The organism is Actinomycetospora sp. CA-053990 (genome assembly GCF_050948445.1).
Classification (GTDB): Bacteria; Actinomycetota; Actinomycetes; order Mycobacteriales; family Pseudonocardiaceae; genus Actinomycetospora; species Actinomycetospora callitridis.
Map to the genome: position 1 here is coordinate 1596923 of NZ_CP192043.1, position 23829 is coordinate 1620751.

The following is a 23829-nucleotide window of genomic DNA, read 5'->3' on the forward strand; positions in this document are numbered from 1 at the left end:
GCGGGTGGGTGGGTGATCGGTCCGCGCGTCAGCGGGCGAACTGGTAGTGGATGGACTCGGTGTCGGGGTCGTGCAGCGGGCTGCCGTTCCACAGCCAGTCGTACGACAGGTCGGACTCGCCGTCGAAGCGGCGCAGCTTCTCGTCGCGCTCGCGCTGCTCCGGGCCGTCGGGCAGGTGGTAGAAGGCCATGTTCTGCAGCGAGGCGTCCTGCACCATCCCGGCGTGCTTGGCGCGCCGGTCGACGTAGCGCACGAGCGCGCCGTCGATGCCGTCGCGGGTCACCCGGCCCAGCTCCTCGGCCAGCACGGCGGCGTCCTCCATCGACTGGGACGCCCCCTGGGCCTGGTAGGGGAGCATGGCGTGGCAGGCGTCGCCGAGCAGCGCCACCCGGCCGTCGACCCACACCGGGTCGCGGCGCCGCCGGTACATCGCCCACACCGAGACGTCCTCGGGCTTGGCCTTCGAGAGCATCGCCGGGACGCGGTCGTCCCAGTCGCCGAAGTCGGCGGCGAGCTGCTCGGGCGTCGCCGGGCCGCTCCAGTCGCGCTCGATGGTGTCGGTGCACGGCACGATCGCGACGACGTTGAGGTACTGCCCGCCGCGGATGATGTAGTGCACGAGGTGCTTGTCGGGCCCGTACCAGATCGTCGAGTGGTAGCGGTCGACGAGGAAGCGGGTCGCGGGGTCCGCGGCGATCAGGTCGCCGGGGATCAGGGCGCGGTAGGCCATCTCGCCGGAGAAGACGAGCGAGTCCTCGAACCCGGCGAGGTCGCGCACCGCCGAGCGGATGCCGTCGGCGCCCACGAGCACGTCGCCGGCGAACCGTCGGCCGTCCTCGGCGACCGCGACCGGCCGCGCCGGGTCGGTGCGGTCCAGCTCGACGACCTTCGCGCCGGTCGCGAGGACGACCGTCGGGCCCGGGAGCTCGGGGTCGGCGCAGGCGTCGAGCAGCACGCGGTGCAGGTCGGCGCGGTGGTAGTGCCAGTACGGGGCGCCGTACTGGTCGATGACCCGCTGGCCCAGGGGCAGCTGGGCGATGATGCTGCCGTCCGCCCAGCGCCGGCGGACCTGGTCCTCGGGCTGGGTCCGGATCGCCTCGAGCTGGGCGCGCAGCCCCAGCCCGATCAGGATGCGGCTCGCGTTGGGCGCGGTCTGGATGCCGGCGCCGATCTCGCCCAGCTCCGGCGCGGCCTCCACGACCGTGACCCGCAGGCCGCGCTGGCGCAGGGACAGCGCCGCGCAGAGCCCGCCCAGACCTCCGCCGACGATGGTGACCTCGAACGACTGGCTCGCCATCTGGCCGCCTCCCGGTGTCGCACTTCACGTTCGCTCGAGTTCAATCCGAGCACGTACTATCCGAGGACGCAATACCTGGAGGCATCTCGAAACGAACCCGTCACGGATTCAGGGGCCGGCGGGAGGAGCCGGTTCCGCCCTGGGAACCCGGGGTGTTGCTCTGCGCGGACCCTCAGAGGGCGTCGCGCTCGGCGACGCGCTCCCACTGCTGCCCGAGGTCGTTGAGCAGCGACGCGATCTGCGGGCGCTGCTCGGGAGGGCAGCCGTCCAGCAGCGCCTCGTCGAGGGCGCGGGCGCGACGGTTGGTCTCGGCGAGGGCCGCGGCGCCCTCCTCGGTGAGCGTGAGGACCTTCGCCCGCGCGTCGTGCGGCGCGGCCGTGCGCGTGATGAGCCCGCGGCGTTCCATGCGGCGGCAGACGTCGGCCATCGTCGACGTGTCCAGGGCGACCGCGCCGGCCAGGGCGGTCTGGTCGGCGTCGGGGTGGGCCCGGATCGCCGAGAGCACGGCGAACTGCGGGCCGGTGAGCACGGCGTCGACGTGACGGTTCCAGGCCGCGAGATAGGCCTGGTAGAGGCGCCGCGCGCCGTATCCGGGGGCCGCCACGAGGTCCGGGGGCGGGCTCATCCGGACCCGGCCCCGGGGTCCGCCCTGGCCGCCGTTCGCGCTCGTCGACCTGGTCACGGCCCACCTCGTCATCCGGTCGGAGGGCGCATCCGGTTCCGGGACGGTCCCCCTGGCCCCGTCCGCCGCACCCGTCCCAGATAGTACGTGCCCGGAACGGATGGAGCCCGTCAGGCGTCCACCTCCTCCAGCATCAGCCCGGTGCTGCGGGGGCCCAGGAACCCGACGTCGAGGCAGAGCAGCAGGATGAGGAACGCCGCCCCGCCGAAGACCGCGACCGGGCCTGCCGTGGCGAGCAGCGGGACCGCGATGAACGGGAGCACCACCGAGGTCGCGCGGGACAGCGAGTACGCGACGCCGCTGGCAGTGGAGCGGATCGAGGTCGGGAAGATCTCGGCCTGGTAGATGTGGAAGGCGTTCGAGAAGACGTTGCTCGCCGAGGTCAGCAGGAAGCCGGCGAGCACGATGAGCCACGGGGTCGCTGCGGCCGCGAAGACGATGCCGAGCACGCCGATCGCGATCGCCGACCCGACGATCAACCACTTGCGCTCGAAGCGCTCGACCAGGGGCACCGAGAGCAGCGAGCCGATCGGGTAGCCGAAGAAGGACAGCGCCGCGTAGCCCAGCGACTCGGTGATGTCGAAGCCCTTGGCGACGAGCACGAGCGGCGCGAGGGTGCCGAAGCCGTAGTAGGCCACGGTCTGGAGCACCTGGAAGATCATCAACATGATCGTGCGGGTGCGGTAGCGCCCGGTCAGCGCGGTGCGCAGGACGTCACGGGTGGAGCGGGTGTCGGGTTCGACGGTCCTCGGCGCCGGGACGTCCGCGTCGGCGACGGGACGCCCGACCCGGGCCGCGACGTCCCGTGCGGTCGCCATCGCCTCGTCGGCCCGGCCCTGCGACTCGAGCCACCGCGGCGACTCGGGCAGCAGCCGCCGCAGCACGAGCACGAACACCGCGCCCAGCCCGCCCGCGATGAGCAGCCAGCGCCAGCCGTCGATCCCGGCGATCTCCTGAGCCGCGACCAGCTTCCCGCCGAGCAGTGCCGCGACGGGCACCCCGAGGAAGCCCACGGTGTAGGCCCAGGCCGTGTAGCGACCGCGGGCGTGGCCGGGCAGGAACTCGGCGAGGTAGGTGTCGACGAGCACCAGCTCGGCGCCGAGCCCGATGCCCGCGAGGAACCGCAGCACGAGGAACCACCCGATGTCCGGGGAGAACGCCGCGGCCAGCGAGAACAGCGAGTACGTCAGCAGGTTGAGCAGGAACACCCGCCGGCGCCCGAGACGGTCGGCGAGGATCGAGAGCACGTTCGCGCCGACGAACATCCCGAGGAACCCGCTCGCGACGACCGCCGCCTTGCCGACCGACCCGAGCGAGAACTCCTTCGCCAGGATCGGGGCGAGCACCCCGCCCAGGAACACCTCGTAGAGGTCGAAGAAGGCGCCGATCCCGACCAGCACGACCAGGCGGCGGTGCCAGCCCGACAGGGGCAGCCGCTCGAGGATCGCGCCGGCCGGGCTCGTGGTCTCCGTCCCGCTGCTGGTCGTCATCCCGGGATGGTCACTCCGACCGGGGGCTACCGCCCGGCGATCATCCCGTTCGTCGCGAATGCCGGATCGCGACCCAGCCACGCGATCAACCGGACGGTCGGGGCGGCGTCGTCGGCGACCGCGACGGGCGGCCCGAACGGGATCGGCCCGCCGCGGGGCTCGGCCGGCAGCACCCGGCGGGAGGTGTCCTCGATCGCGGCGGCGAGGCCGTCGTCGAGCCCTCCGGTGCGACCGGTGGCCGCCGCGAGGTCCCACGCGTGGACGGTGAGCTCCTGGACGTAGCCGAAGCCGACGAACCGGCCCGGCATCGTTCCCCACGGGACGGTGAGGACGCGGTCGAGCACCGCGGCGTCGGAGCCGTCGAGGCCCCACGACGCGTCGACGTCGGCACGCGCGGCGGTCAGCTCGGCCAGGTGGCGGCCCACGGCGACCTCCGGCATGGAGTCGACCTCGGAGAACAGGCCCCCGGCGCCGACGTGGGCGATCCGGCGGTGCACGCCGACGAGGTGGTCGAGCACGGTGCGGACGTCCCAGTCGTCGCACGGGGTGGGGCGGTCGAGGCCGTCGGGCGCGGTGCCGGCGACGAGCTCGCCGACCTGGTCGAGGGCGCGGGTGAGCAGAGGGCGGGGGTCGGGAGCAGACATGTCGATCTCCTTCTGGTGAGGGGTCTCAGGCGTCGTCGTCGTGGCGTGCCACGCGCAGCAGCAGCGCGGTCCAGGTGCGGTAGGGGCGCAGGCGCTCGATCAGGTCGTCGAGCGGGTCGTCGGGGTGGCGGTCGTGGATCCGGGCGAGCACGGCGCGGCAGCGGGGCTCGTCGGGGAACTCGTCGACGACGCCGCAGGCGCGCAGCCAGATCCCCGACGCCCAGAACTCGCCGATCCCGCGCAGCCGGCGCAGCGCCGCGCGGGCGCCCTCCGGGCCCAGGGCGCGCAGCCGCGCGACCTCGAGGTCGCCGGCCAGCGCGGCCTCGGCGATCCCGTGCAGGCGGTGCACCTTCTCCTGCGAGAGCCCCGGGAACTCCCGCAGCGCGCGCAGGGCCTCGGGCCGGGGGAACGCGTCGACCTCGGCGCCGGCGACGGTGAGCACCTCGCCGTGCGCGACCGCGAGCCGGCGGAAGACCCTGCCGGCCTGGCGCTCGCTGATCCGTGCCGAGATCACTCCCCATGCCGCGGCCTCGTAGGGCGCGCCGAAGAGCGTCGGCCGCAGGCCGCGGTGCCGGTCCATCAGCGCGCCGACGGCCGGGACGCGCCGGCCGACCTCGGGGTAGTCGCGGGCGTCGTGGTCCAGCGAGAGCAGGCGCGCGATCTGGGCGAGCGCGACCTCCTCCGCGCCGTCCGCGCCGGCGATCTCGACGTGCACCTCGGCGTCGGGCCCGTCCTGCGTCAGGGCGAAGGCCACGGGCCGCTGGTCGCCGTCGAGCGGGGCGGTGAGCCGCAGGGGCTCGTCGGCTCCGGGCGTGTGCCGCGTGATCGGGCCCCAGCGTCCGACGAAGTCGCGGGTGCGCTCGAGGTCGAAGGGGCCGAGCGGCCGGAGGGTGTGCGTGGCGGCGGTGACGGCGGCGGTCATGAGGAGCATGCTGCTCGCCGATACACGCCACCTACTGTCCTGTTTCTCGGGCATTCTCGACGACGTGCGCTCGGACCGTCTGCTCGCGACGCTGCTGCTCCTGCAGAGCCACGGACGCCTGCCCGCGCCCGAGATCGCCCGGCGCCTGGAGGTCTCGAGGCGCACGGTGTCCCGCGACGTCGAGGCGCTCTCGGCGGCAGGGGTGCCCGTGTACTGCGAGCGCGGACGGAACGGGGGCGTCGCCCTGCTGGAGGGCTACCGCACCGACGTCACCGGCATGACCGACGAGGAGCTGCGCGCCCTGGTGGCGCTCGGGTCGTCGGCCGACGGGGGTGCGCTGGGGTCGTCCCTGGCCTCGGCGTCGCGCAAGCTGCTGGCCGCGCTGCCCGACGCCCGGCGCGAGGGCGTCGACCGCGCCCGGCGGCGCCTGCTCGTCGAGCATCAGGGGCGGCGGCGCGCGCCCGAGGACCTGCCCGCCCTGCCGGCGCTGGACGCCGCGCTCGTGGCCGACGAGCGGGTGCGGCTGCAGTACGCGACGGGCGACGCCGCGCACGCCACCTGGCGCACGGTCGACCCGTACGGCCTGGTCAGCAAGGCCGGCACCTGGTACCTCGTCGCGGCCCACCGTGGCCGGCCGAAGATGTACCGCGTCAGCCGGGTGCGGGCCGTGGCCGCCACGGGGACGCCCGCGCGGCGCCCCGACGAGCGCGACCTCGCCGAGGTGTGGACCGAGCTGCGCGAGCGCCTCGAGACGCCGACGGCCGAGGTCGAGGTCCGGCTCCTCGTCGACCCGGCGTGGGCGCCGACCCTGCGCCGCGTCCACCTCGCCGTGCTCGCGGGTCCGTGGCGCACCGAGGGCGTCGCCCCCGACGGGCGGGAGATCCTCGTGGCCCCGTTCCGGTCGCTCGTCGGCGCCCGGGCCGGCCTCCTGGGCTACGGCGAGGCGGTCGAGATCCTGGAGCCGGCGGCGCTGCGCGAGGAGATGGCCGACGCCGCGGCGCGGGTGGTGGCGATGTACATGCGATCAACTCTGCCGGAGTCGTTCGTGCCCGATTAAGGTCACGCGCCATGACGACGGTGTTGGTGACCGGTGGCGGCGAGCGACTGGCAGAGGTGGCGAAGGCCATCGAGGAGGCCGGGGCGGAGACCACGGTGGTCGACACCCTGGACCGCCTGGGCGAGGCGGTCAGGGGGAAGACGTTCGACGGGTACGTGCAGCTGCCGGTGGCGATGACCCCGCGGACCGGCGGCAGCCTCGTCTCGCGCGTCGAGCAGTTCCTCTCCGAGGGCCTGCTCAGCCGCTTCCGGGCCGCCGAGACGGTGCTGCCGGCGCTGGCGGAGTCGGCGAACGTGCTCCTCGTGGGTGGTCAGACCAACGTCGACTCCGACGCGCCCGACGACCAGGAGGCGCGGACCGCGCTGATGCGGGTGCTCGCCCACGCCCTGCGCGCCGAGCGCGCCCCGAGCCACCTGCGGGTGCGCACGGCCGGGCCCGAGTGGTCGGCGACGGACATCGCCACCAAGATCCTCAGCGAGGGCGGGAGCGAGTCGGACGCCGAGCAGACCGGCGAGCGCCAGGCCATCGGCAAGGCCTACGCCGACTGGCGCGCCGAGGTCCTCGGGCTCGTGCGGGTCGAGTTCTGACCTCGGGGCTCTGACGTCGAGGCTGGGCCGTCGGTGACCCGGAACCCGGGCGCCTACGGCAGCGCCGAGCCCTGGCGGTACTCCTCCCAGGGGATCGTCCAGTCGGCGATGTCCCCGTCGCGGGTGGTGAGCGGGCGGCTGGAGCCGACGATCTCCACCGGGTCGCCCATCTGCACCCAGTGGTAGAAGAACTCGCCGTTGGCCGGGGACAGGTTGACGCAGCCGTGGGAGACGTTGCGCCGACCCTGGGCGCTGACCGAGTCCGGGTTGACGTGCACGAACTCGCCGTTGTTCGAGATGCGGACGGCCAGCGGCAGGTTCTGGTCGTAGAACCCGGGCTGGCCCTCGCCCGGGCCGCCCCACGTGTCCGAGCGCATCCGCTTGATCTCGTGCTTCTCGAACGCCACGTGCACGCCGTACTGCGTCGGGTAGATGTCGCGGCCGTAGGACGCCGGCAGGCTGCGCAGCTGCTGCCCGTCCTGGTAGAGCACGAGGGTGTGGGCGTTGACGTCGCCGCGGGCCCGCTGGTCGCGGCCGACGGTGAAGGAGAACGAGCGGTCCTCGGCGCCGTAGAGGCCCTCGCCGCTGTCGACGCCGAACAGGCGCGCCTCGACGGTGACCTGCGTGCCGGGGCGCCAGTACTCCTTCGGGCGCCAGTTGAGCTGTTCGTCGGACATCCACCGGAACGAGCCCTCGGTGGGCACCGAGGTGGTGACCGAGACGCGCCGCTCGACCGCGGCGCGGTCGGTGACCGGCGCGTCGAAGGTGATCGAGATCGGCATGGCGACGCCGACGGTCTGCCCGTCGGTCGGTCGGATGCTGGCGATCTCGAGGGTCTGTTCGGGGTCGACGGTGCGGAAGGTCTGGTCGAGCGGGGCGCCGGGGCCGCCGCGCTCGTCGACACCGACGGCCTGGACCCGGTACTCGGTGCCGTAGGCCAGCGTGGCGCTGGTCCAGCGGGTGCCGGTGGGGTCGAGGGTGCCGGTGAGGGCGGGCGCGCCCGCCGGACTGACGGTGACCGAGGTCAGCCGCCCGCCCGCCGCGGACACGACGAGGGGCTCGGCGGGTGCGACGTCCACCGCGCCCGGCGCCACCGAGGCGGCGAGCGCGACCGGGGGCACGGGCGGTGGTGGCGGGGCCGACGTCACCCCGGCGCAGCCACCCAGGAGGGCGACCAGCGCCAGCAGGACCACGATCGGCCCCGTCGACGCCCGATCGAGCCCACGTCCCCGCGCTCCACGAGCGCGCTCTGTCCTCGCCACACCGCCCCCAAATCCCGTTCCGGGGAGATTCTCTCCGGACATCCTCGTCCGAGCGAGACGTCGCGGACGCTCTGCGGGTTGCGTGTCGCGGGTGTCGAATCGGTCTCGGTCGGTCTGCGCGGCGTGGCGTCACCGTGTGTCGGACCGGACAGACCGGACACTGCGCCGAACGGGTGAGCCTGATGCTCTCGTCTCAGGGCTGTCTCAGGCCGTGCGGTCACACTGTCCGGCATGCGCATCCTCGTCGCGGACGACGACCGGGCCGTGCGGGACTCCCTGCGCCGCTCGCTCGCCTTCAACGGCTACCAGGTCGAGCTCGCGTCGGACGGGCAGCAGGCGCTGGACGCCATGTCCGGCGAGACCGGACAGCGCCCCGACGCCCTCGTGCTCGACGTGATGATGCCGCGGGTCGACGGCCTCGAGGTGTGCCGGCGGCTGCGCAACGCCGGCGACGACATCCCCGTGCTGGTGCTCACCGCGCGCGAGGCGGTCTCCGACCGCGTGGCCGGCCTCGACGCCGGCGCCGACGACTACCTCGCCAAGCCCTTCGCGCTCGAGGAGCTCCTCGCCCGGCTGCGGGCGCTGCTGCGCCGCCGGGTGCCCGACGAGCCGGGCACCCCCGATCCCGAGCCCCTGCGTTTCGCCGACCTCTCGCTCGACCCCGTGACCCGCGAGGTCCGCCGCGGCGAGCGCCCGATCAGCCTCACGCGCACCGAGTTCTCGCTGCTCGAGCTGTTCATGGCCAACCCGCGCCGCGTGCTGACGCGCAGCCGCATCCTCGAGGACGTCTGGGGCTACGACTTCCCGACCACCGGCAACGCCCTCGAGGTCTACGTCGGCTACCTGCGGCGCAAGACCGAGGCGGAGGCCGAGCCCCGCCTCATCCACACCGTCCGCGGCGTCGGCTACGTCCTGCGGGAGACGCCGCCCTGACCCGTGAGCGAAGTTCACGGCTATAGCCGTGAACTTCGCTCACGTCAGCTGCGCGGGATCCAGAAGCGCAGGAGCGCGCCGCCCTCGGGGGCGCGGCCGGCGGAGACGCCGCCGTGGTGGCGCTCGGCGACCTGGGCGACGATCGAGAGCCCGAGCCCCGAGCCGCTCATCGTGCGGGCGTCCAGCGAGCGGTAGAAGCGCTCGAAGACCAGGTCGAGCTCCTCGTCGGCGATCCCGGGGCCCGCGTCGGCCACCTCGAGCACCGCGGTCCCGGGCCGTTCCGGCGCGACGCCGGCGCGCAGCGTCACCCGCACCCGCCCGCCCGGCGGGCTCCACTTGGCGGCGTTGTCGAGGAGGTTCAGGGCCGCGCGCTCGAGGGCGTTGGCGTCTCCGGTGACCTCGCACGACGCGAGGTCGACGTCGAAGGTCACGTTCTCGGCCACCCCGCGGCGCCGCGCCCGGTCGAGCGCGCGTTCCACGACGTCGGCGAGGTCGAGGGGCTCGGCGGCCACCTCGGGCGGGTCGTCGCGGGCGAGCTCGACGACGTCGCCGATGAGGTTCGCGAGCTCGTCGACCTGCGCGCGCAGGTCGGCCTGCAGCTCGGCGCGGTCCTGCTCGGAGAGCCGGGGCGCGTCGGGACGCTGCGACGCCTGCTCAGACGCCATGAGCAGCTCGAGGTTGGTCCGCAGCGAGGTCAGCGGCGTGCGCAGCTCGTGCCCGGCGTCGGCCACGAGCCGGCGTTGTCGGTCGATGGAGGACGAGAGCGCCGCGAGCATCGCGTTGAAACTGCTGGTCAGGCGGGCGATCTCGTCGCCGCCGGAGACCGGGATCGGTCGCAGGTCGCCGGTGCGCGCGACGCGCTCGGTCGCCGAGATCAGCCGCTCGACGGGCCGGAGCCCGGCGCGGGCGATGGCCACGCCGGTCAGCGCCGCGAGCAGGACGCCCGAGGCGCCGGCGACGAGGAGCACCACGGCGAGCTTCGAGAGCGTCCGCCGCGTGGGGTCGAGCTCCTGGGCCAGCACGAGCGCCCGGTTCTCGCCCGCGTAGACGGCCACGACCCGGTAGACCTCGCCGTCGATCACCCCGGTGCGCACCGAGGTCGGCGGGTTCTGGCGGGCGGCGGACACCTCCGCGGCCCCGAGGGGCGGGCTGCTGCCCCGCAGCGTCACGAACTCGCCGTCCGCGGTCACGATCGCCACCCGCACCTCGCCGGCGGCGAGCGCGTCGGACGAGACCCGCAACAGCAGCGAGGGGTCGGCGAGGTCGCCGGACGCCGCGACCGTCGCGCGCTGCACCAGGCTCTCGTCGAGCTGGTCGTAGAGCGCGCGCTGCGCGGTGAAGAACACCGCGGCGGCGATCAGCGCCACGAGCAGCCCGCCGCCGACCGAGACGAGGATGCCCACCCGCCGCCGCAACGGGATGCCCTGCAGGACGTGGCGGATGAGCCCGGGCGGGGCCTCCTCCTCGTCGTCGCGGCGTTCGCCGGGCGGACCGGTGGGTGCCACGGCCCCGTCGGTCGACGTGTGGGCCGGGTCCTCGAGGGTCGTCCGGCCACCGCTCGTCGGGCCGGCTCCGAGACGCTCCACCCCACCAGCTTCCCCCATGCGGTCGACGGCGCCCGTGTGGGCGAAGCAGGGGGTCGGTGCGAGAGGCTGGGGGGATGAGCGAGAACGACGCCGCGTCCGCCGCCCCGGACGGGTCCGGCCCGTCGGGATCCGACGTGCCGCCCGGACCGACGTCCACCGCTCCCACGGGTCCCTCATCCACCTCGTCGTCCACCCCGTCGTCCACCCCGTCGTCCACGGCGACGGGTCCGACGGCCACGGGTCCGGACGGTGCCGACGGCCCGACCGGCCGCCCGGCCGGGCCCGGCGGTGTGCGCTGGGCCGAGGGCACGGGCCGCGAGTACGACACCCAGCCCGGGACGCAGGCCACCGGCGGCGCCTCGCCCTACAGCGCGCCCACGCAGGTCACCCAGCAGCCCCCGGGCCTCGGGAACCCGTCCAGCGCGACCACGGCCTTCGGCCCGATGCCGTCCTACCCCGCGACCGCGCCGCAGACCCGCGAGGCACCCGTCGGCACCTACGACGGTCCTGGTGGTCACGGCGGTCAGGGGGGCGGGCAGGGCGGCTACGGCGGCCCCGGGCAGGGCCCGCCGACCGATCACGGGGGCTACGGCTGGGGCGCCACGGGCGCCGGCCCCGCGACCCCGCCCGGTGGCCACCCCCGCGACCCGGGCGGCGGCTGGGGCGGCAGCGCGACCCTCGGGGGCGGCGGCGGACCGACCCCGCCGCGGCGGCCCGGCACGCTCGCACTGGTCGCCCTGGCGCTCGTCGCGGGCCTCATCGGCGGCGCCCTGTCGGCCGTGGCGATCGGCGGGATCGGCGGCTCGTCGAGCTCCTCGCAGGGCACCGCGCTCGACGAGCCCGTGCCGAACGAGGGACCCACCGACGCGGAGCCCGGGTCGATCGAGGCGGTGGCGGCGAACGTGCTGCCCAGCGCCGTGCAGATCCGCGGCGCGGCCGGCGAGGGCTCGGGGGTCGTGCTCTCGGCCGACGGCCTGATCATGACCAACAACCACGTCCTGCAGGCCGGCCAGGGCGGGGGGCTGGAGGCGATCTTCTCCGACGGCCGCGCCGCGCCCGTCCAGATCGTCGGCACCGCGCCCGCGGCGGACATCGCGGTGGTGCGGGCGAGCGGCGTCACCAACCTGCGGGCCGCGAGCCTCGGCAACTCCGACGAGCTCTCGCAGGGCCAGACCGTCATCGCGGTGGGCTCCCCGCTGGGCCTCTCCGGCACGGTGACCACCGGCATCGTCAGCGCGCTCCAGCGTCCCGTGCAGGCCGGCGGCTCCGGCTCGGGCCAGAGCAGCGTCCTCGACGCGATCCAGACCGACGCGGCGATCAACCCCGGCAACTCCGGCGGCCCGCTCGTGGACGACCAGGGCCGCGTGATCGGGGTCAACACCGCGATCGCCAGCGTCACGGGCGGCACGGGTCAGGAGGCCGGCTCGATCGGTCTGGGGTTCGCGATCCCGATCAACCAGGCGCGCCGCCTGGCCACCGAGCTCGTCGACACAGGCCAGGCCACCCAGGCCGTCATCGGCGTCGGGGTGGCCGACGCCCAGCCGCGCGGCGCCGCGATGGCCGACGTCCAGCCGGGATCGCCCGCCCAGACGGCGGGCATCGTCGCCGGCGACGTCGTCGTCGGCGTGGACAACCGGGTGATCGAGGACGCCAACGCCTTCGTCGCAGCCATCCAGTCCCGCCCGCCGGGGCAGACCGTCACCCTCGCCCTGCAGACGCCCGGCGGCGCGCCGCGGCAGGTCACGGTCACGCTCGGGAGCCGGGTGATCGGCGGGCGCTGAGGCCCGACCCGACCTCAGGCCGGGACGAGCTCCACGAAGCACCGCTCGCCCTCGGCGCGCGCCACGACGACGAGGCCGGCCTCGGCCGCCACGTCGTCCACAGCGTGCGGGCCGAGCACGGCCCAGGGGAACCAGGGGCCGCCGTCGACGAAGGGGTCGAGGACCGTCAGCGGGTCCGCCGAGGAGTCGGCGGTCTCGGTGGTCTCCAGGTAGGCCGTGCCGCACCAGAGGGCGGCACCGGCCTCGAGCTCGAGCAGCACGCTGCCGCCGTCGGCGAGCAGGGCGCGGCAGCGGCGCAGCAGCGTGACCGGGTCCCCGCCGATGCCGATGTTGCCGTCGGCGAGCACGACGTGCTGCCAGCGGCCCTCACCCGGCAGGCGCTCGAACGCGTCGCGGTGCAGCACCGCGGCGCCGCGCTCCAGGCAGCGCTGGATGGCCTGCACCGACACGTCGACGCCCAGGGCCGGGACGCCGCGGTCCGCGAGCGCCACGACCAGACGGCCGGGGCCGCACCCGAGGTCGAGCGTCGGACCGGTACACCGCCCGAGCAGCCAGGCGTCGTCGTCGTCGGCGTCGTCGTGCCAGCGCTGGACGGCGAGCGGCAGCACGACCCCGTCGCCACGCACCAGGCGCTGGCAGTGGCCCGCGAGGGCGGCGTCGAACACCGAGCCCACGTCGGCCGGGCGCTCCTGCAGGAACAGGGCGGCCTCGTCGGGGGCGGACGTCACGCGGGTCATCGTGGGAGGCCTCCGGAAAGGGGGAGCAGGTCCGAGACCGCACGGGCGAAGCGGCCGGAGGGGACGAGGTCGGCGACGGCGACGGCGTCGTCAGGGGTGTCGACGTCCGAGAGCGGCGGGAGCTCGAGCACCCGGGCGGGTGAGAGCCCCGGGTGGCCCGCGCGGAGCGCCGAGAGGGTGGCCACGCCGGTGTCGTCCCGCGAGGTGGGGACGCCGGCGATGTACCGGGCCCGGCGCGGTTCGGCGAGGGCCAGGGCCCACCACCCGCCGTCGAGGGCGAGGCCCAGGGCGGCGTCCGCGTCGGCGGTGACGAGGTCCAGCGCGTCGGTGAGCAGCGCGGCGTCCACCTGGGGGGTGTCCATCCCGATCTGCACGCTCACCGCGGCGGGGAAGAGCTCGGCGACGTCGGCGTGCGCCGCGGTGATCCGCTCGCCCAGGGTGTCGCCGCGTTGGGGGACGACGACGGTGCCGGCCAGCGCGTCGACCAGTTCGGCGCGACGCTCCGCCCGGTCGACGTCGCCCTCGAGGGCCACGACGACGCGGGCGTCGGGCACCGAGCGGGCGGCGTCGAGCGTGTCGAGCAGGGCCGCCGCGGCGATACCGGCCGCGCCGGCCGGGGTCGCCGCGGGGATGAGCCGGGTCTTCGCCCGGCCGGCCACGGGGGCCTTCGCGAGGACGAGGACGACCCTCGTCACCAGCGCAGTGGTCCGCATGGTGGGCGCGTTCGTGTGCGGGCTCGTGATCGGTTCGACCGACCCGCTCATCGGGTGGTGCTCCGGCCGTCGATGCGCCCGGCGGTCGCCGGACGGGTGCGAGCGACCGCCCGGGCCATGTCCCGCACCGCCCGCGCAGTGCCGCGCACGGAGCCCGAGACCTTCGACCGCCCGCCGGCGCGCGGCCGGTAGGCGACGTCGACCTCGCGGATCCGCCAGCGGGCGGCGCCGGCGCGGATGAGCAGCTCGAGGGGGTAGCCGAAGGCGCGGTCGGTGATCCCGAGGTCGAGCAGGGCCTGCCGGCGGGCGACGCGGATCGGGGCGATGTCGCGCACGCCCACCCCGCGGGCCCGCAGGAGGCCCGAGAGCACGAGGTTCCCGGCCCGCGCGTGCCAGGGCCAGACCCCGCGCGACGAGGGGACACGGCGGCCGACGACGAGGTCGGCATCGGTGTCGAGGAGCAGGCGCACCATGGCCGGGAGCTCGGCCGGGTCGAGGGAACCGTCGGCGTCGATCACGGCGACCACGTCGGTGCGCGTCGCCTCCAGGCCGGTGTGCACCGCCGCGCCGTAGCCCTTGCGGGCCTCCCGGACGACGAGGGCACCGAGGCGCGCGGCGAGCTCGGGGGTGCCGTCGGTGGAGCCGTTGTCGCAGACCACCGCGTCGAACCCCTCGGGCAGGGCGGCGAGGACCCCCGGCAGCGCTTCGACCTCGTCGAGACAGGGCAGCACCACGTCCACGCGACCATCCACCCGGTCACGCTATGAGGTCACGGGTGAGCCCGCCGTTCGGGGTCCGGTCGCCCACGACCGATCGGAACCACACCGTCCGCTTCCGGACGGGTGACCGGGGACGTCCGTGCGGCCCTCCTCACCGGGGGGTCACCGCGCGTCCGTACTGTCCGCCGGTGATGACGACCGTGTTGCGGGACCGCCCCGGCGCCGCCGACGAGCCCTCGCCCACGCCCCGCCGGCCCTTCCGCCTGCGCGGGGACCTCCTGGCGGTTGCCTTTGCATCACTGCTGGTCACAGCGTCGGCGCTCGTGGGCTGGGCCCTGGTCGACGCCGGCGTGCCCGTGCTCGTCGGCTGGCCCCCGCTGCTGGCGCAGTGGCTGCCGCACGTCGGTCCGGGCACCGTCCCGGCGGTCCTGGTGGCCCTCGTCGTCGCGGTCGGTGGTCCCGCCGTCGCCCGGTCGTGCCGCTGGGGCCCGCTCCTCGCCGTGGCCTACGTCGCGTCACTGGCGTGGACCTTCGCCCTCGCGACGATCGACGGGTGGTTCGTCGGGGTCGCCGAACGGCTGGCGACGCCCACCGAGTACCTCGCCGAGATCCCCCGCACCCCGGACATCGCGGTCTTCCTGCAGACGTTCGCGGAGCGGATCGCAGGGCAGACCCCGGACACCCTGGTGACGCACGCGTCCGGTCACCCGCCCGCCGCGACGATCTTCTACGTCCTGCTCGACCGCGCGGGCTTCCCCGGCGGCGAGTACGCCGGCGCCGTCACGGCGGCGATCGGGGCGTCCGCGGTGGTCGCCGTGGCGATCACGCTCGCGGCGCTCGGCGACCGCGACCTCGCCCGCACCTACCTGCCCTTCGGCGTCCTCTTCCCGGGCGCGGTCTGGGTGGGCGTCTCGGCGGACGGCATGTTCGCGGCGATCCTGGCCTGGGGCGTGGCGCTGCTCGCGCTCGGCGCGGTGCGCCGCGGCCTCGGGGGGCACGCGCTGTGCCTGCTCGCCGGCGTCGTCCTCGGGCTCTCGCTCTTCTTCTCCTACGGGCTCGTGCTCGCCGGGCTCCTGCCCGTCGCCGTCGCCCTGCTGAGCCGCCGGATCCTCCCGCTGGTCACCGGCGGGATCGGCGCCGCGGCCGTGGTCGCCGCCTTCGCCGCCGCCGGTTTCTGGTGGTACGAGGGCTACGAGCAGGTGACGGTCCGGTACTACCAGGAGGGCGAGTACGGCCTCCTGCGCCCGTACGAGTACTGGGCGTGGGGCAACATCGCCGCGCTGCTGCTGGTGCTCGGCCCGGCCGTGGTCGCGGGGCTGCGGCGCGCGGCGTGGCGCCCGCGCGCCGTCCCGCACGCCCTGCTGGCCCTCGCCGCGGCGGGACTGATCGCCATCGCCGTCGCCGACCTCTCGGGGCTCTCGAAGTCCGAGGTCGAGCGGATCTGGCTGCCCTTCGCGGTCTGGATCGTGCCCCTCGCCGCCCTGCTGCCGCGCCCGTCGGCGCGCTGGTGGCTGCTCGCCCAGGCCACCCTGGCGCTCGTGATCAACCACCTGCTGCTGACGGTCTGGTAGCTCGCCTCGCCTCGCCTGTCTGCAGCGAACGCGCTGTTCGCTGCTTCTATGCGCGCGAAGTCCCCGTTCGCGCGCCGGCGTTCAGCCGACGGCGTCGCGCAGCGGGTCCGTCGCGAAGGCGGCGATCCCGTCGGCGAAGCGGGTGCGCGCGCGGTAGCCGAGCAGCTCCGCGGCGCGGGCCGGGTCGGCGGTGACGTGGCGGACGTCGCCGGGCCGCGCGCCACCGACCACCTGCGGCGCCGGCCCGTCCATGGCGGCGGCGAGCGTCGTCGCCAGGTCGCCGATGGTGCGCACCTCGCCCGAGCACACGTTGAGCGGGACGCAGCGTCCCTCCTCGGCGGGGGTCTCCAACGCGGCGAGGTTGGCCGCGGCGACGTCGCCGACGTGCACGAAGTCCCGGCGCTGGCGGCCGTCCTCCATCACACGAGGGGCCTCGCCGCGCTCGAGGGACGACCGGAAGATCGACGCGACGCCCGCGTAGGGCGTGTTCTGCGGCATCCGCGGGCCGTAGACGTTGTGGTAGCGCATCGCCCACACCCGCCCGCCGGTGGCGCGCGCCCACGCGACGGCGAGGTGCTCCTGGGCGAGCTTCGTGGCGGCGTAGGTGCTGCGGGGCTCGAGCGGGGCGTCCTCGGGGATCAGCTCGCCTCCGAGGTCGCGGCCGCAGTGCGGGCACGCGAGGTCGTAGCGGCCCGCGTCGACGTCCGCCTGGGTGCGCGCGGGAGCCGGGACGACGCCGTGCTCGGGGCAGGAGTAGCGGCCCTCGCCGTAGACGACCATCGAGCTCGCCAGCACGAGGTCGCGGTGCCCGGACCGGAACATGGCCGCGAGCAGGACCGACGTGGCGACGTCGTTGTTCTCGGTGAAGTCCGGGCCGTCGTTGGGGTCGACGCCGTGGCCGACCATCGCCGCCTGGTGGCAGACGGTGTCGACCTGGGGGAGCAGGCGGTCGAGCAGTTCCGCGTCGCGGACGTCGCCGTGCACGACCTCGTGGCGGTCGAGCCAGGCGGGCGCCTTGCCCTCCCCGTGCGCCTGGGGGAGCAGGGCGTCGAGCAGCACCGGGGTGTGACCCCGCTCGACCAGCAGATCGGCGATGTGCGAGCCGATGAACCCGGCACCGCCCGTCAGGAGTACGCGCACCCCGGAAACGCTAACCACCACCCGGCGGCACCGGATCCACCCCTACTACGTTGGGCGCCATGGAGAACCAGCCGCTGCACGGCGGCACGGAGGAGTTGCTGGGGCGGGCCCTCGTGGTCGTCGTCGACGACCGGGTCAGCCGGGGGGAGAGCTCGGACTCGATCGGGCCGCTCGTCACCGAGCTCCTCGGTGAGGCCGGGCTCGTCGTGGACGGGACGATCGTGGTGCCCGGGGAGTCGGTCGCCATCCGCAACGCGCTCAACACCGCGGTGATCGGCGGGGTCGACCTCGTCGTCACCGTCGGCGGCACCGGGGTGTCGCCGCGCGCGGTGACCTCCGACGCGACCGCCGGCGTGCTCGACCGCCCCATCCCCGGCATCGCCGAGGCCATCCGCGCGTCCGGCCTCGCCGCCGGCGCCGTCGACGCCGGGCTCTCGCGCGGGCTGGTCGGCGTCTCGGGCAGCACCCTCGTGGTGAACCTCGCGTCGTCGCGCGCGGCGGTGCGCGACGGCATGGCCACGCTCACGCCGCTGATCTCGCACGTGATCGCCGAGCTCTCGGGGATGGAAGAGCACTGAGCTCCGGCGGGCACGAGGACGCGGAGGAGGCCCGGCGGCGCGCCGCCCGCCGGGCGGCGATCTTCGGCGACGACCCGGTGTCGTCGACCGACGAGCGCGACCCCTCGGACGTCCCCGCGGGCGACGACGACCGCCGCCGCTACGACGCCGAGCGCCCGCCGCACCACGACCGGCCCTGATCCTCCTCTGCCCCGGATCCTCATCTCAGGGTCACGGTGACCTCCTCCCGTAGCGACACCGTCGCCACCCGCGCGGCGAGCGCCGACGGGAGCGCGACCACCACCACGGGCGCCGAGCCCGCGGTGCGCTCCGGCGCGGGGAGCACGGCGAGCACCACCGCCCCGGGGGCGAGCAGAGCGGGGTCGGCAGCCACGGCCCCGGCGTCGTCCGCACCCGCTGCCACGAGGTCCACGCGCGTCCCCGGCGCCAGGAGCGCGGCCACGCCCGCATCCGCGAGGCGCACCGGCACGCCGGCGGCGTCGGGCACCCCGGCCGCGGCGACGGCGGCGACCGGGCCGAGGAGCCGGACGTCGGTCAGCGGCTCGCCGGCCCGGACCCCGCCGACCACCTGACGCCCGGCGACCGCGCCCGGCTCGGCGAACGCCCCGGCCGGCACCAGCTCGCCCGGGAGCAGCCGCACCGCCACGTCCGCGGGGCCGAGCGCGACCCCCGGCGCGAGGTCGCGGGCGGCGACGAGCACCGGCGTGCCTGCCGGCGCGACCGACGGCGCCGCGAGGAGCCCGAGCGCGACCACCACGAGCAGCCCGGCGGCGGCGCGCCGCAGCGCCACCGTCCGTCGCCACCCCGGCGGCGGCAGCCGCCACCGTCGAGGGCCCCGCCTGGTCTCGTCCGCCACGCTCCCGACGCTAGGACGGGCGCGCGGTGGACACCCAGTCCTGTCTTCGGGCCTGTGGACGCATCCGGACGATGGGGACGGCGACCGGACCAACCGCCCACGGCCGTCGACGGTGCGGTGATCATCCCGTCCACCGGCCCGGCGCGGCGGGCGCACCGGACCGGGCGGTAGTTTGCGGCCGAGGGCGACCCGTCCACCGGGGGCCGGGAGCGGGAAGAGGCGGGCGCTGGCATGGCCGTGGTGCTCGTGCTGCTGGCCACGATCGCCAACGCGATGGCCCTCGTCCTGCAGCGCAAGGCGGCGCAGGACAGCGCCCGTTCCCGCGGGATCAGCGCCGGCACCCTGCGTGACATGGTCCAGCGGCCGGCGTGGCTGGTCGGGACCTCGATCTTCTGCGTCGCCGTCGGTCTGCAGGCCGTCGCGCTGAGCCTCGGGTCGATCGCCCTCGTGCAGCCCGTGCTGGTCATGGAGCTGCCGTTCACGCTGCTGCTCGGCTGGTTCGTGCTCGGCGGTGCGCTGCGGCGGCGGGAGTGGATCGCCGTCGCGATCATGTCCGTCGGTCTCGTCGTCCTGCTCGTCAGCCTGCAGCCCAGTGGCGGCGACGCCCTCGGCGCCGGAGCCGTGACGTGGATCCTCGGCACGATCGTGACCCTGGGCCTGCTCGGCGGGGCCAGCGCGATCGCCGAGCGGTCGCGTCCCGTGGCCCGCGCCGCCTGGTACGGCATCGCCGCCGGCATCGGCTCGGGCTTCGTGGCGGTGATCGTCAAGGCGATGTCCGAGGCGCTGGCGCTCGGCGGGATCGGCGGGGTGCTGACGACCTGGCAGAGCTACCTGCTCCTGCCCGTCGCGCCGGCGGCGTTCCTCACGCTCCAGTACGCGCTGCGGGCGGGGCGTCTGCTCGCGTCCCAGCCGGGCCTGATCCTCGGCAACCCGCTGCTCTCGTCGACGTGGGGCATCTGGCTGCTGGGCGAGGAGGTCAACGGCGGCGCGGCCCTGCTCGGCGGGTTCGTCGGCGCCGGCCTGATGACGGTGGGCGTCTTCCTGCTGTCGCGCTCGCCGCTGCTGGCGGCCCAGGAGGGCGGCCCGCGGGACACGTCCGGGACGAGCCCCGGGTCCCGTCGCCGACCCCTCTGATCCTTCCGAGCCAGTCCTGAAACCTCGCGACTGTCACCCGAAAGGGTGGTCCTGCTCGATCAGGCGAACCATCGTGGCCTGTGGACCGTCATACAGGGTGCGAGGACCTCGATGCCGGCCGCTGGGGAGCGGGTGGGCGTCGGGCAGGTCCGGGACGTCGGCTCGGGGCCGATGTCCCGGACCACCCCTCGACTCTCCGTCGGCGGGGTGTCAGGCCGACTTCGCGGACGATCCCGACGAGCTCGAGGACCCCGACGACCCGGACGAGCTCGAGCCGGCGGTCGACGAGCGCGAGCCGGAGCTGCTGCCGGAGTCCGACGAGCTCTTCGTCTCGGTCTTGGTGGTCGTCGACTCGCCCGAGCCCTTCGACTCGCCCGAGCCGGACTCCGCCGACGCCGAGGCCTTCTCCGAGTTCGCGCCGGAGCCGGCACGGGCGTCGTTGCGGTAGAAGCCGCTGCCCTTGAAGACGATCCCGACCGACGAGAACACCTTGCGCAGACGTCCGCCGCACTCGGGGCACTCGGTCAGCGAGGGGTCGGAGAACGCCTGGACCTGCTCGAAGCGGTGATCGCAAGCGGTGCAGGCGTAGGGGTAGGTCGGCACGTGCACTCCCGTTCTCGTCCGCCCCCGCGGACGGGCGGGGGTGGTGATGTCCGCGCGCAGTGTAGATGGCACTCGCGCCACCCGAGTGCCAACGCTGCGAGAGTCACGGCTGTTCCGTGGGAGGTGGGCGCGGCCTCGTCGCCGCGAGCGGGGGGATTTCCTGACGATGGACGTCAGCATGGGCCCCATGCTGACAACCGAGCGGCTAGAGGGGGAGCGGGGTCACGCCCGCGCGGGGGCGCCAGACGGCGTGGACGGCGACGTCGTGGGGCTCGGCGGGCAGGGGGCCCTCGACCAGCTCGTCGTCGCCCACGAGGGCCACCAGGCGGGTCGCCGCGCCCGCGAGGGGCAGCGTCCGGTCGTAGTGCCCGCCGCCGCGGCCGAGGCGCACGCCGCGGTGGTCGACGGCCAGTGCCGGGACCACGATCAGGCCGGCGTCGGCCACCGCGGAGGGCCCCAGGCGCGGTCCCGTGGGTTCGAGGAGGCCGTGCGGGCCGGGACCGAGGGAACCGGGACCCTCGTACGCAGCCCAGTCCAGCGGCGCCCCGCCCACCGTCACGGGCAGGAGCACCCGACGTCCGAGCGCGCGGGCGGCGTCGAGCACGGGCAGCGCGCCGTCGGGGGTCGCGCCGGGCTCGCCGCGCACGGCGACGAACAGGCAGACCGGGTCGCCGGTCCCGTCGAGCACCCCGGGAGCCCCGCAGCCAGCGCCGCCGCGTCGGCCCGGCGCGCCTCGTCGGAGCGGCCGCGCCGCGCCGCCAGCAGCGGTCGGCGCCACTCGGCCTTCGAGCGGGTCACCCCCGCAGCGTCTCGCCGTCATCGACGTGGCGCGGCCCCTCGACCGTCACGTCGCCCTCGACGGCGACCCCGGCCCCGAAGGTGACGTCCCCCGAGACGGTCAGCGACGACGCGCGCGCCAGCGACGGCGCCCCGCCCGCGAACCGGCGCTCGAAGTCGTCGAGCATCCCGAAGCGGGCCTTCTCCAGGCCCACGACCGGGAAGTCCGCGCGCGTGGGCACCATCCGGCCGTCGTCGGTGAGGTCGTAGAGGTCCGAGCGCGCGACGAGCAGGTCGTCGGTGGTCTTGACGGGCGCGAACCGGCTGCGCGGCACCTCGATCGCTCGCGCGTCCTCGATCGACCCGATCGCCGCGCCCATCGCGGTCTCGAGCTGCAGCACAGCCGTCGACGCCTTGTCCGTCGGGTCGACGGTCTTCTTGTTGACGATCAATGGCAGGTACGGCGCCGCCGGGTCGGCCTGCTGGAGCGTGCGCAGGTGCTCGAGGTCGAACCACAGGTTGTTGGTGTTGAAGAAGCAGAACCGCTCGATGTCGGTGAACGAGTCGTCGCCGTCGGGCACCTGGGCGGTCTCGCGCAGCACCAGGGCGCCGGCGCGCCGGGCCAGGTGCCCGCCCTTGCGGTCCATCGGGGTACGCCGGGCGACCTCGAGCGCGAACGGCACGCCCTGCTCGGCCATCCACGCCGCGATCCGGACGTCGGGGATCGCGCCGAGGTTGTCGGAGTTCGACACGAAGCACCAGCGCACGCCGGCCGCGAGCAGCGCCTCGAGGGTCCCGGACGCGGCGAGCGCGGTGTAGAGGTCGCCGTGCCCCGGCGGGCACCACTCCAGGCGCGGGTCGGGCGGCCACGAGACGGGATGCCAGTCGTCGGCGCGCAGCTTGGGCTCGGAGCCCTGCAGGAAGTCCAGCGGCAGCTCGGGGTCCTCGAGGCCCTCGTGGCGACGCAGCGCGGCGAGCGAGGGCTCGCGGGTGCCCTCGGAGTTCATCACCAGCAGCGGCAGGCGCGCGCCGTGGCGCTCGCGCAGCGCGAGGGTCTGACGGGCGACCGCGTCGAGGAAGCTCGTGCCGGGCTTGATCTCCAGCAGCGACTTCGGGCCCGCGAGGCCCATGCTCGTGCCGAGGCCCCCGTTGAGCTTGATCACGGCGAGGCGGTCGAGCGCGTCGCGCGCCGCGGCGTCGTCGGGCTCACCGAGGTCGTCGAGGGCCGGCAGGTCGCCCACCTCGGAGAGCTCCTCCCCGGGCACGACGGCGCTCTCCGGCTTGGCCAGCTGCTCGAGGCGACGGCGGAAGGCCTCGACCTCCGCAGGGTGCGCGTCACGCTCGGTCAGGGTCGCCAGGGCGGCGTCGACGTAGGTCATGCGGCTCTCTCACCAACGGGGCGCGGGACCCGTCCCACGATATCGGGCGCGTCGGTCCCCTCCGCCCGACGCCCGGCGTAGGACGATGGTCCCCATGAGGAGTCGGCCAGAGGGAAGGCGCAGGCGGTGAGGACGGTCGAGGCCCAGCTGCGCCGTGTGCTCGACGCCGCGGTCCGCCCCGCGCCGATCCGGGTCGACATCTCGTCCGCGCAGGGCCTGCTGTGCGCCGAGGAGGTCGTCGCCGACCGGGCGCTGCCCGGGTTCGACCAGGCGGCTGTCGACGGCTTCGCCGTGCGCAGCGTCGACGTGCGCGCCGCGGCCGAGGAGCCCGTCGAGCTGCCCGTGGTGGGCGAGGTCGCGGTCGGGTCCCGGCAGGCGCACCGCCTGCAGCCCGGCCAGGCCGTGCGCGTCGCCACCGGCGCGCCGCTGCCGACGCTGGCCGACGCCGTCGCCCCCACGACCACACCGACGCGGCCGACGACCCGGGCAGCAAGGGCACCGGGCACCGCGCCCGGCTCACCGTCAAGACGCCCGTGCCGTCGGCGGCGTGGGTGCGCCGGGTCGGCGAGGACGTGGCCCCCGGGGACGTCGCCGTCCGTCGCGGCGCCACCGTCGGCCCCGCCCAGGTGGGACTGCTGGCCGCGGTCGGGCGCACCAAGGTGCTCGTGCACCCCGACCGCGCGTGTCGGTGCTCGCGGTCGGCGACGAGCTGGTCGACCTCGACCGCACGCCGGGCACCGGCCAGGTCGTCGACGTCAACTCCTACGCCCTGGCCGCCGCGGCCGCGGACGCCGGCGCCGAGGTGACGCGCCTGCCCATCGCCTCCGCCGACGCGACGGCGCTGCGCGAGGCGGTCGAGTCGGCCCTCGCGCGCTCCGAGATCGTCGTCCTCGCGGGCGGCGTCGGCGGGCGCCTGGGGGAGGACGTCCAGGACACGCTGTCGGCCCTGGGTCCCGTCGACATCTCGCGGGTGGCCATGCACCCCGGCTCCGTCCAGGGCTTCGGCCGGCTCGGCGCCGAGGAGATCCCGACGTTCCTGCTCCCCGCGAACCCGGTGTCGGCGCTCGTCGCGTTCGAGGTGCTGGTGCGCCCGCTGATCCGGCTGGCGCTGGGCCGCCAGGAGCTGCACCGCCGCGAGGTCACGGCCTCGCTGCTCTCGCCCGTGACGTCCCCGCCCGGGCGCCGCAGCTACGTGCGCGGGCGCCTGCTGCGCGACCGCGGGACCGCCGACTACCTCGCCCAGCCGCTGGGCGGCTCCGGCTCCCACCTGCTGTCCTCGCTGGCGGAGGCCAACGCGCTCATCGTGATCGACGAGGACACGACCGAGGTCGGCATGGACGCCCCGGTGCGGGTGTCGTTCCTCGCGCCGCGCACCTGACGC

General features: G+C 75.4%; 22 protein-coding genes and 1 pseudogene. 8 read left to right on the forward strand and 15 right to left on the reverse strand.

Going from position 1 to position 23829, the window contains the following annotated elements:
- Positions 1–28: 28 nt before the first annotated feature.
- The 5 genes from ACQPYN_RS08240 to ACQPYN_RS08260 form a co-directional block, all read right to left on the reverse strand.
- Positions 29–1297, reverse strand: coding sequence for an FAD-dependent monooxygenase (locus ACQPYN_RS08240; protein WP_433035692.1), 1269 nt, complete (start codon positions 1295–1297; stop codon positions 29–31).
- A gap of 172 nt (positions 1298–1469) precedes the next feature.
- Positions 1470–1979 carry a MarR family winged helix-turn-helix transcriptional regulator gene (locus ACQPYN_RS08245; RefSeq protein ID WP_433035695.1) on the reverse strand — a complete coding sequence of 170 codons (510 nt, stop codon included), beginning with the start codon at positions 1977–1979 and terminating at the stop codon, positions 1470–1472.
- A 110-nt stretch (positions 1980–2089) separates the two neighbouring features.
- Positions 2090–3469 carry an MFS transporter gene (locus ACQPYN_RS08250; RefSeq protein WP_433035698.1) on the reverse strand — a complete coding sequence of 460 codons (1380 nt, stop codon included), beginning with the start codon at positions 3467–3469 and terminating at the stop codon, positions 2090–2092.
- Between the two features lie 26 nt (positions 3470–3495).
- Positions 3496–4113 carry a TIGR03086 family metal-binding protein gene (locus ACQPYN_RS08255; protein WP_433035701.1) on the reverse strand — a complete coding sequence of 206 codons (618 nt, stop codon included), beginning with the start codon at positions 4111–4113 and terminating at the stop codon, positions 3496–3498.
- Positions 4114–4138: 25 nt separating this feature from the next.
- Positions 4139–5035, reverse strand: coding sequence for a DNA-3-methyladenine glycosylase family protein (locus ACQPYN_RS08260; RefSeq protein WP_433035704.1), 897 nt, complete (start codon positions 5033–5035; stop codon positions 4139–4141).
- A 64-nt stretch (positions 5036–5099) separates the two neighbouring features.
- Between ACQPYN_RS08260 and ACQPYN_RS08265 the strand changes: the two genes are divergently transcribed.
- Positions 5100–6092, forward strand: a complete 993-nt coding sequence (locus ACQPYN_RS08265; protein ID WP_433035707.1) for a helix-turn-helix transcriptional regulator — start codon at positions 5100–5102, stop codon at positions 6090–6092.
- Positions 6093–6103: 11 nt separating this feature from the next.
- The gene (locus ACQPYN_RS08270) at positions 6104–6679 is read left to right on the forward strand and encodes a hypothetical protein (protein ID WP_433035710.1); all 576 of its coding nucleotides are present in this window, start codon (positions 6104–6106) and stop codon (positions 6677–6679) included.
- Between the two features lie 53 nt (positions 6680–6732).
- Here the strand turns inward: ACQPYN_RS08270 and ACQPYN_RS08275 are convergent, their stop codons facing one another.
- Positions 6733–7872, reverse strand: a complete 1140-nt coding sequence (locus tag ACQPYN_RS08275) for a L,D-transpeptidase (protein ID WP_433035713.1) — start codon at positions 7870–7872, stop codon at positions 6733–6735.
- 300 nt (positions 7873–8172) lie between these two features.
- Here ACQPYN_RS08275 and ACQPYN_RS08280 point away from each other — a divergent pair, with 300 nt between their 5' ends.
- On the forward strand, positions 8173–8874 hold the full coding sequence (locus tag ACQPYN_RS08280) for a response regulator transcription factor (RefSeq protein ID WP_274189693.1): 702 nt from the start codon (positions 8173–8175) through the stop codon (positions 8872–8874).
- A gap of 44 nt (positions 8875–8918) precedes the next feature.
- On the opposite strand, the gene ACQPYN_RS08285 is transcribed toward ACQPYN_RS08280, so the two are convergent.
- Positions 8919–10460: an ATP-binding protein gene (locus ACQPYN_RS08285; RefSeq protein WP_433035717.1), complete on the reverse strand. Its 1542-nt coding sequence runs from the start codon at positions 10458–10460 to the stop codon at positions 8919–8921.
- A 74-nt stretch (positions 10461–10534) separates the two neighbouring features.
- Between ACQPYN_RS08285 and ACQPYN_RS08290 the strand changes: the two genes are divergently transcribed.
- The gene (locus ACQPYN_RS08290) at positions 10535–12241 is read left to right on the forward strand and encodes a trypsin-like peptidase domain-containing protein (protein WP_433035720.1); all 1707 of its coding nucleotides are present in this window, start codon (positions 10535–10537) and stop codon (positions 12239–12241) included.
- 14 nt (positions 12242–12255) lie between these two features.
- Here ACQPYN_RS08290 and ACQPYN_RS08295 read toward each other — a convergent pair whose 3' ends face one another.
- From ACQPYN_RS08295 to ACQPYN_RS08305, 3 genes are all read right to left on the reverse strand, one after another.
- Positions 12256–12978 (reverse strand): class I SAM-dependent methyltransferase, encoded by a 723-nt coding sequence (locus tag ACQPYN_RS08295; RefSeq protein ID WP_433035723.1) that lies wholly within the window; start codon positions 12976–12978, stop codon positions 12256–12258.
- Entirely contained in the window at positions 12975–13673 is a 699-nt protein-coding gene (locus ACQPYN_RS08300) for a TIGR04282 family arsenosugar biosynthesis glycosyltransferase (protein WP_433038784.1), read from the reverse strand. Before ACQPYN_RS08300 ends, ACQPYN_RS08295 begins: the two co-directional genes overlap by 4 nt.
- Before the next feature lie 65 nt (positions 13674–13738).
- Positions 13739–14431, reverse strand: coding sequence for a glycosyltransferase family 2 protein (locus ACQPYN_RS08305; protein WP_433038786.1), 693 nt, complete (start codon positions 14429–14431; stop codon positions 13739–13741).
- Positions 14432–14601: 170 nt separating this feature from the next.
- On the opposite strand from ACQPYN_RS08305, the gene ACQPYN_RS08310 reads away from it, so the two are divergent.
- On the forward strand, positions 14602–15981 hold the full coding sequence (locus tag ACQPYN_RS08310; protein ID WP_433035726.1) for a hypothetical protein: 1380 nt from the start codon (positions 14602–14604) through the stop codon (positions 15979–15981).
- Positions 15982–16062: 81 nt separating this feature from the next.
- Here ACQPYN_RS08310 and ACQPYN_RS08315 read toward each other — a convergent pair whose 3' ends face one another.
- On the reverse strand, positions 16063–17121 hold the full coding sequence (locus ACQPYN_RS08315; RefSeq protein WP_433035729.1) for an NAD-dependent epimerase/dehydratase family protein: 1059 nt from the start codon (positions 17119–17121) through the stop codon (positions 16063–16065).
- Between the two features lie 59 nt (positions 17122–17180).
- Between ACQPYN_RS08315 and ACQPYN_RS08320 the strand changes: the two genes are divergently transcribed.
- Complete coding sequence (locus ACQPYN_RS08320) at positions 17181–17699, forward strand: MogA/MoaB family molybdenum cofactor biosynthesis protein (RefSeq protein ID WP_274192983.1); 519 nt, start codon at positions 17181–17183, stop codon at positions 17697–17699.
- Positions 17700–17898: 199 nt separating this feature from the next.
- Here ACQPYN_RS08320 and ACQPYN_RS08325 read toward each other — a convergent pair whose 3' ends face one another.
- Positions 17899–18555 (reverse strand): SAF domain-containing protein, encoded by a 657-nt coding sequence (locus ACQPYN_RS08325; RefSeq protein WP_433035733.1) that lies wholly within the window; start codon positions 18553–18555, stop codon positions 17899–17901.
- A gap of 231 nt (positions 18556–18786) precedes the next feature.
- Between ACQPYN_RS08325 and ACQPYN_RS08330 the strand changes: the two genes are divergently transcribed.
- Positions 18787–19689 (forward strand): DMT family transporter, encoded by a 903-nt coding sequence (locus tag ACQPYN_RS08330; protein ID WP_433035736.1) that lies wholly within the window; start codon positions 18787–18789, stop codon positions 19687–19689.
- A gap of 210 nt (positions 19690–19899) precedes the next feature.
- On the opposite strand, the gene ACQPYN_RS08335 is transcribed toward ACQPYN_RS08330, so the two are convergent.
- From ACQPYN_RS08335 to ACQPYN_RS08345, 3 genes are all read right to left on the reverse strand, one after another.
- On the reverse strand, positions 19900–20292 hold the full coding sequence (locus tag ACQPYN_RS08335) for an FmdB family zinc ribbon protein (protein ID WP_433035739.1): 393 nt from the start codon (positions 20290–20292) through the stop codon (positions 19900–19902).
- Positions 20293–20497: 205 nt separating this feature from the next.
- Entirely contained in the window at positions 20498–20980 is a 483-nt protein-coding gene (locus ACQPYN_RS08340; protein ID WP_433035743.1) for a 5-formyltetrahydrofolate cyclo-ligase, read from the reverse strand.
- Positions 20981–21086: 106 nt separating this feature from the next.
- Positions 21087–22448 (reverse strand): UTP--glucose-1-phosphate uridylyltransferase, encoded by a 1362-nt coding sequence (locus ACQPYN_RS08345; RefSeq protein WP_433035746.1) that lies wholly within the window; start codon positions 22446–22448, stop codon positions 21087–21089.
- 126 nt (positions 22449–22574) lie between these two features.
- On the opposite strand from ACQPYN_RS08345, the pseudogene glp reads away from it, so the two are divergent.
- Positions 22575–23826: pseudogene (gene glp / locus ACQPYN_RS08350) on the forward strand (molybdotransferase-like divisome protein Glp).
- Positions 23827–23829: the final 3 nt, after the last annotated feature.